Source organism: Collinsella aerofaciens (genome assembly GCF_028207065.1).
GTDB classification, from domain to species: domain Bacteria; phylum Actinomycetota; class Coriobacteriia; order Coriobacteriales; family Coriobacteriaceae; genus Collinsella; species Collinsella aerofaciens_AR.
Genome location: NZ_JAQLFP010000051.1, coordinates 1 through 6,975 on the forward strand (window position 1 = coordinate 1; position 6,975 = coordinate 6,975).

The 6,975-nt window shown below is 60.6% G+C and carries 4 protein-coding genes; 3 read left to right on the forward strand and 1 reads right to left on the reverse strand.

Translation table 11 applies throughout. The features are described from left to right. Nucleotides 1-174: 174 nt before the first annotated feature. Nucleotides 175-1,512, reverse strand: a complete 1,338-nt coding sequence (locus tag PMX72_RS10055; RefSeq protein WP_118935449.1) for a prolyl oligopeptidase family serine peptidase — start codon at nucleotides 1,510-1,512, stop codon at nucleotides 175-177. Nucleotides 1,513-2,002: 490 nt separating this feature from the next. On the opposite strand from PMX72_RS10055, the gene PMX72_RS10060 reads away from it, so the two are divergent. The 3 genes from PMX72_RS10060 (at nucleotide 2,003) to PMX72_RS10070 (ending at nucleotide 6,836) form a co-directional block, all read left to right on the forward strand. After that, nucleotides 2,003-3,430 carry a PTS transporter subunit EIIC gene (locus tag PMX72_RS10060; RefSeq protein ID WP_271729926.1) on the forward strand — a complete coding sequence of 476 codons (1,428 nt, stop codon included), beginning with the start codon at nucleotides 2,003-2,005 and terminating at the stop codon, nucleotides 3,428-3,430. Nucleotides 3,431-3,639: 209 nt separating this feature from the next. Continuing rightward, nucleotides 3,640-4,953 carry a glycoside hydrolase family 140 protein gene (locus PMX72_RS10065; RefSeq protein WP_271729927.1) on the forward strand — a complete coding sequence of 438 codons (1,314 nt, stop codon included), beginning with the start codon at nucleotides 3,640-3,642 and terminating at the stop codon, nucleotides 4,951-4,953. 338 nt (nucleotides 4,954-5,291) lie between these two features. Beyond that, on the forward strand, nucleotides 5,292-6,836 hold the full coding sequence (locus tag PMX72_RS10070) for a helix-turn-helix transcriptional regulator (RefSeq protein ID WP_271746215.1): 1,545 nt from the start codon (nucleotides 5,292-5,294) through the stop codon (nucleotides 6,834-6,836). Nucleotides 6,837-6,975: the final 139 nt, after the last annotated feature.

Consider the following 6,975-nt stretch of genomic DNA (forward strand, 5'->3'; position numbering starts at 1 on the left):
TCGATTGGGACAGGCAAGCCTTCGAGGCCGAGCGCAAAATGGATTCTAAAAAACACCTTGCCAAATAGGAGCGTCAGGGGGCATGGGCAGGCGCAGCGCGAAGCGCAAAGCGCCAGCCCATGCATGCCCGAGGACGTTTGCAAGACTAAACCCCGGTCCCCGCGATGGGAGGGCTTAGCGGTCGACCCTGGCCGACCACTCCCAGCAGCCCACCGGCTCGCCGTCGATGAGTACGTTGCCCCCGTCGAAGTCTTGATAACACAGGTCGTTGAATTGGTGGATCCACACGCCGTGGTTGAACGTCTTCTTGGCCGAGCCGTCGGCCTCGCGATACACGCCGGTCAGGTCCTCGACATGGCTAAAGTAGGTGAGGTGCACGTTGGCGCCGGCATCGCGCAGGCGCGCCGTGAGCGGCAGCACGGTCTGTTGCGGTGACACGAGCTCGTCGCCCTTGGAGTGCGTAAACCACAGCGGCGTCTTGGCGAGCGCGGCCACGTCCTCGTCCGTGGCGTTGTACCACGGGGCGCAGCAGGGAAGGCCCGCGGCGAAGAAATCGGGGTAGTCGGCGCACAGGCGCAGGGTCATAAAGCCGCCGTTGGAAAGACCGGCGACCACGATGCGGTCGGTGTCGATGCGGTCGGCATGCTCGGCGACAAACTCATCGATAAGTGCCTTGAGCACGGGGGAGTAGATGCTCTGGTTGGAGTGACCAAGCTGCTCGACGCCGTTGTCCATCCAAAACGTGGGCGACTGCGGTACGAGCACCCAGGCAAAGCCGCCAAAGTAGCGCTGGATCTGCGCCTGGCTGATGGCCGTCACGCGGTTGCCGATATAGGCGCGCGTGGCGCCTTCGCCCTGCGTGGCGCCCTTGCCCTCGCCGGCGCCGTGCAGATACACCACGAGCGGTGCCTTTTGGGGCACGGCCGTGGCCTCGGGCGCAAAGGGGTTGAAGCATGCCGAGTCCTCGGCCTTAAAGCTGGGCTCAAAGAAGCCGTATTCGAGCGCGATACCGTCGACGGCGGTCTTTTGCGTGTCGTTGCTCCAGCCTTTGAGCGCAGGGCAGATATCGCCACGGCAGGTGTCGAAGACCAGGCCGCAGGTGGGATCGTCGCCGTCGTTGCCGGGAAGAGCCGCGAGCTGCGTGATGTGCAACTGGTCATCGAGCATGCGCGAGCCCATGACGCCGCCTTCGATCTTTTTGGTCAGGCGCTGCTCGGCGACCTCGAGCGCCACATGGGTGCCCACGGCGAGCTTACGTCCGTTCTCGTCGCACGGATATGCGGCGAGAATGTCGATGTAACCCACGGAGGGCGCGGCATGGTCGGCGCCGCGTTCCTTGCGCATCAGAACATCGCCCGAGCGCTCGTGACGCTCTACATATATATGGAAGGTGTTCGCGTCGATGTCGTTGGCGCGCACGGTGCAGGGCAGGTCGAGTACGACCTTGCTGATCCAGGGGCCAAAGTCGCCCAAGGTGGTGACGGTTGCGTAGGTACACAATTTGAGTTCCATGAGCTGTCTCCCTTGCGCCGCGAATGCCTGGCATCTGCGGCAATACAAACTAAACATGTTTAGTGTAATCTAGAATTGAAGAATAACCAGATGAACTCGGTAAACGGCAAAATTGAACACGTCGTGAACTACTAAACGTATGTTTACTAGCTTCTAGCAGGGATTCTGTTGATGAGTTAACAGATCAGTGAGGTGTTCATCAAAATAAAATCCCACGTAAATGGCTATATATCAATAGAGGGTCAAAGAGACCATCTCCCGCCATTCAAATACGTTCACCCCCGATTTCCTACCGTTCACCGGACTGTAGACGGCAAAATTGCCATAAATTCGGCGCTCCGTGTAAACTAAAGCCCGTAAACGTTCAGTAAACACCTTGTTTACAAAAGCGTATCCAAGGGTCCGGCAACCGTAAGGGGTTATAGTCGCCGGGCCAAAGGCGTGCCTAAGCCCAAGGGGGCTGGCACACGAAGATATGGGGAGGGGTCCCATGGCAGTAGATAACAAGCAGATTGCCACCGATGTCCTCGAGCTCGTGGGCGGTGCGGAGAATGTTTCCGTTGCCACCAACTGCATGACGCGCCTGCGTCTGACGCTCAATGATAACAGCAAGGCCGACGTGGAGAAGATCAAGAAGGTCAAGGGTGTTCTGGGTTGCCAGTTTGCCGGCAGCCAGCTCCAGGTCATCATCGGCCAGAACGTGCCCAAGGTGCTCGCCGAGTTCGTCGCCATCTCCGGTGTCAAGCAGGGTGAGGCCGTCAACGAGAACCTCGATGCTCCCAAGGAGAAGTTCGAGCTCAAGAACCTGCCCAATATCATCCTCGACTATCTGTCGGGCTCCATGACCCAGCTCATCCCGCTGCTCATGGCCGGCGGTCTGTTCCGTACCATCGCGGCCGTCCTCGGCCCCACCATGCTCGGTGTGCTCTCGGCCGACGACCCGACCTATACGTTCCTCTACACCACGCTGTACGAGGCCACGTTCACCTTTATCCCCATCTACCTGGGTTATGCCGCGGCTAAGAAGCTCGGCGCCAGCCCGGTGCTCGGCATGCTGCTCGGTGGCGCCCTCATGGCTCCTTCCGTGGTGAGCGTCGCCACCCAGGAGGGCGGCGGAATCATCTCCGTCTACGGCATCCAGATCGCCGCTGCCAACTACCAGCAGTCCGTCCTGCCGATCATCCTTTCGGTGCCCGTCCTGTACTTCATCGAGAAGTTCTTTAAGAAGGTTATGCCCGACGTGCTGTCCACGGTCTTCACGCCGTTCTGCACCATGATCGTCACGATCCCCATTGCCTTCATCGTCCTCGCTCCGATCGGCAACGAGATCGGTACGCTGATCGCCAACGCCCTCTTCGGCCTTGCTGACCTTGGCGGCATCGGCATCCTGATCGTCATGGCCATCCTCGGCGCCTTCTGGCAGCTCTTCGTGGTCTGCGGCATGCACATGCCCGTCATCCTGCTCGCCCAGGTTCAGATCATCGCTGCCGGTTACGATCCCTTCGTCTTCGTTTCCACCAACTGCGCTATGGCCGCTGTCTGGGGCTGCGCCTTCGGTGCCTTCCTCAAGATGAAGAACCCCGACGAGAAGTCTCTCGCCATCGGTTACGTCATCTCCGCCATCGCCGGCGGCGTCACCGAGCCCGCGCTCTTCGGTATCCTCATGCGCTTCCGTCGCACCATGTTTGGCATGTTCATCGGCGGTGCTATCGGCGCTGTGTTCTCCGGCCTCATGGGTGTTACCTACTACCTCGCAGGCGGTGCCTCCAACTTCCTGGTCTTCACCAACTACCTGCAGGGTGGCCAGATGAACACCGTCTGGGCTATCGTTGGTATGGCAATCTCCTTTGTCATCGCCGCTGCCGTCGTCTTTGTCTCCGGCTTCTCCAAGGAGGAGCTCGCCGAGATGGAGGCCTAAGGCCAAACCGTTCGGTCGCATAAGACCTCACCTACACGACAGGGCCCCGTCAGGCGTAAGCCCGGCGGGGCCCTTCTTGCAAGGTAGACTGATGGAGGCGGGTGAGATTCGCCCGCGAGGGTTTGCCAAGCGCCGGGGGCTTTCGCGCGGGGTTATCGCGAAAGCCCCCGGCGGTTCGCAAATCCTTTATCAAACGAAAGGACATGCAGATGAGTTTGGGAAAGCTGACCGCCAACGGTCGCCAGGACGGCTTTTTGTGCGAGGGCAAACCGTTCTTCTGGTTTGCCGATACGTGCTGGAGCGCATTTACGAGCATCGCCGAGAACGACTGGGATTACTACCTGACCCGCCGTGCCGAGCAGGGCATGAACGTGCTGCAGATCAACACGTTGCCGCAGTGGGATCGCTGCTGTCCCGACCTGGGCATTTGGCCCTATGCCAGCGAGGATGGCGTGCACTTTGATTGGTCCTGCCCCAACCAGGCGTATTGGGATCGTGCCGCCGCCATGTGCCGCGCGGCCGTCGAGCACGGCATTCGTCCGGCGCTCGTGCTCATGTGGTGCAACTACGTGCCCGGTACCTGGGGTGCCAAGATCGCCGAGCGTTGCGGTGCCGAGATTATGCCGCGTGAGGAGGTTCGCGCCCACGTTGCCCGCGTCGTCGAGAACCTGGGCGAGTTCGACCCCGTCTACGTGGTGGCGGGCGATACCGACTTTGCCGGCGACGAGGCGATCGCCTATTACGAGGACGCCCTCGACGAGGTCGTCAAGCGCGCGCCCGAGGCACTGCGCACCATGCATATCAACCGCGGTAACCGCACCATTCCGGCGCAGTATCTGGACCGTCTGGACTTTTATATGTTCCAGCCCGGCCACAACTACGAGGGCCAGCCCGAGGCATGGCGTCTGCCGCAGGACTTTATCGCCAACTATCCCAAAAAGCCGATGGTCAACTCCGAGCCTTGCTACGAGCAGATGGGTGCGTCGCGCAACGTCTTCTGGCGTTTTACCGCGCAGGATTGCCGCGCGAGCGTATGGTCGTCGATTCTTGCCGGCGCCAGTGCCGGCGTGACCTATGGCGCACACGGCGTGTGGAACTGGCAAACATCGCGCAGCCAGGGTTCGGTCCTGGGCGAGGGCTTTGACATGCCCTTCCGCTGGCAAGAGTGCCTGCAGTTTGCGGGTGTGTGGGACTTTGGCGCGATCGAGCACGTGCTTGCCGCCCTAGGCGCTACGGCTGCCGACGATGCACTTGCCGTGGTTCCGGCGCAGGAGCTCCTCGACGACGCGCGCGAGTCCATCCGTGTGGCGCGCGTTGGCGATCGCATCGTCGCGTACCTGCCGCGTACCACGGCGCTCAAGTTTAAGCTCGACGGCGCGCGTGGCTGGACGGCGACGGTCCTCGACATGGAGGACAAGCGCATCGCAAAGCTGCCCGTCCGTGACAACGGTGACGGCACCGTGCGCGTGGCGCAGCATCCCTTTGAGCACGACGCGCTGGTGATCCTGGCCCCCGGGCGCTAACGGCTCTTCTCCAACATTTACAACCCAGTCCCTTTCATTAGGCTGCGACGGAATGGTTCCTGCATGACGGCTTCAAGCTGCCAAGGGGAGCCATTCCGTCGCACCCTTTGCTTACTCATTGGGTACTCATTGGGGACGTACTTAAATGAGTGGCAGTTGGGGGATACTCCTTGCCGAGTTGGAGCTTGCGCGCGCCCCTTCTGGGTCATGCGGCTCAAAATCGCGGCGTCATGCGGACGGCTGGGGTCGAATTTGCAACATTTCGAACTTGGCTTCGATATTGAGATTGGTTCTTTATTAAAATGGTGTTCCGGACAACAAAGCGGGTGGGGGTTACCATGAGGGACCTGGGAGACACAACCGCATATTTGCGCCGGGGCATGCGGGAGATTCTGTGCCTAGCGCTGTTCTTCTTCACGTTTTTGGCGTGCGAGTATTTCTTTGATGCGCGCATGGCCGAGTTCGTGCCATCGAGTGAGGTCGTCATCTACGAGAGCATCGTTGTCGGCGCGAGCGTGATTGGCTTTTTCGTGCGCCCATTTCTGTACTATCGCCGTCCCCAGACGATCGATGCGACGAGCGATATTACGGGCGTGCTGTTGGTATCGGCGTTGCTGCTGATGATTATGGCAATGCGGTTTGAGGTAGTAATTGCCGGCGGCCTGGTGGCGTGCTGCGCCCTGGGCTATTGCGGATCGACCGCCCATGCCAATCTTGCGCGGCGTTTTGCGCAGACGCCCTGCCTGGCGCGCACCGTGGCGGTTTCCTATGCTGTGGGCATTTTGGTGCAGGTGCTCAACCATATGGTGATGCCTGCGGGCATTCCCCAGCAGTCTGTTCTCATTGCCTGTGCGATTGCGCTGGTGGGGCTGCTTCACGGTGTCCGCCGCGCTAAATTGCGTGATGAGCCTGCGCCCGAGTTCGAGGTCGAGATTGCCGAGCTATCGGTCGATGCGTCGGAGCGTGGCGCCAGGTGGCACGATGACCCCGAGGCAAAGGCGACCTTTCAGGGCGCCGTGGTGCGTCTGACGGTGGCGACCGCTTGCCTCACCGGCGTGTTCGCGGCCCTCAATGCCGGCCTTACGACCTCGCATGCCGCTGGCGCTATCGATCTGGGCGACTGGCCGCGCTTGCTGCTGGTTGTGAGCGCCCTTGCCGCCGGCGTCCTGTATGACCTGCGTGGGCGTTCGTATATGAATATCATCATGACGTGCGCCGCCATGCTGTCCACGCTCTCGTTCTTTGTACTTATCACCGATGGCAACGGTGGCAACACGCTTGCCGCCACGATTATCTTTTACCTTGGCACGGGCTTTTTCGTGGTGTTCTTCACCGCGAAGTTCGCCGCGATTTCGATGTATGCCCGCTGGGCGTATCTGTGGCCGTGCATGGGCCGTGTTATCAACAACGTTTGCTCGATGCTCGTGACGGCTCCGGCAGTGGCGATTATCTCGAGTCAAAACGTGCTGGCGGCAGTGAGCGTCGTGCTCGTGCTGTTTGTCGGCATCGCGATTTCGCTGTTGGGACAGTTTGGACAAGACGGTGAGGGCGAGGCGACGCGCGGCAGGCTGGCGCTTGCCACCGACGATCTTGGCGTGAGCTGTGAGCCCGGCCAGGCCGACACGGTGCCCCTGGAGGCGCCGGAGCTTTCGTTTGACGATCGGCTCGATGGCTTCGTTGCCGCCTTTGGGCTCACCAAGCGCGAGCGCGATGTTCTGGAGGCACTGGTCGTTTCGGACGACAGCGTGCAGGACGTGGCGGCGGCACTCTTCCTTTCGCGTTCCACGCTCTATCGCCACATCGCTTCGATTAACAAAAAGACAGGTGCCTCCTCGCGCGTAGCCCTCATCAACTTCTTCTGGTCCTGGACACCCCAAGACTAGCTAACCACCACAAAGGGGACAGGCACCTTTGTGGTGGTTTTTTACCTGCAAAAATATGAATAGGGGGTGCGGACAGAAAGTTGGACCGCGGGGCGGTCCGGACTGGAGGTTCGCATGTACAGCAGGGAGAAGGTCGAGC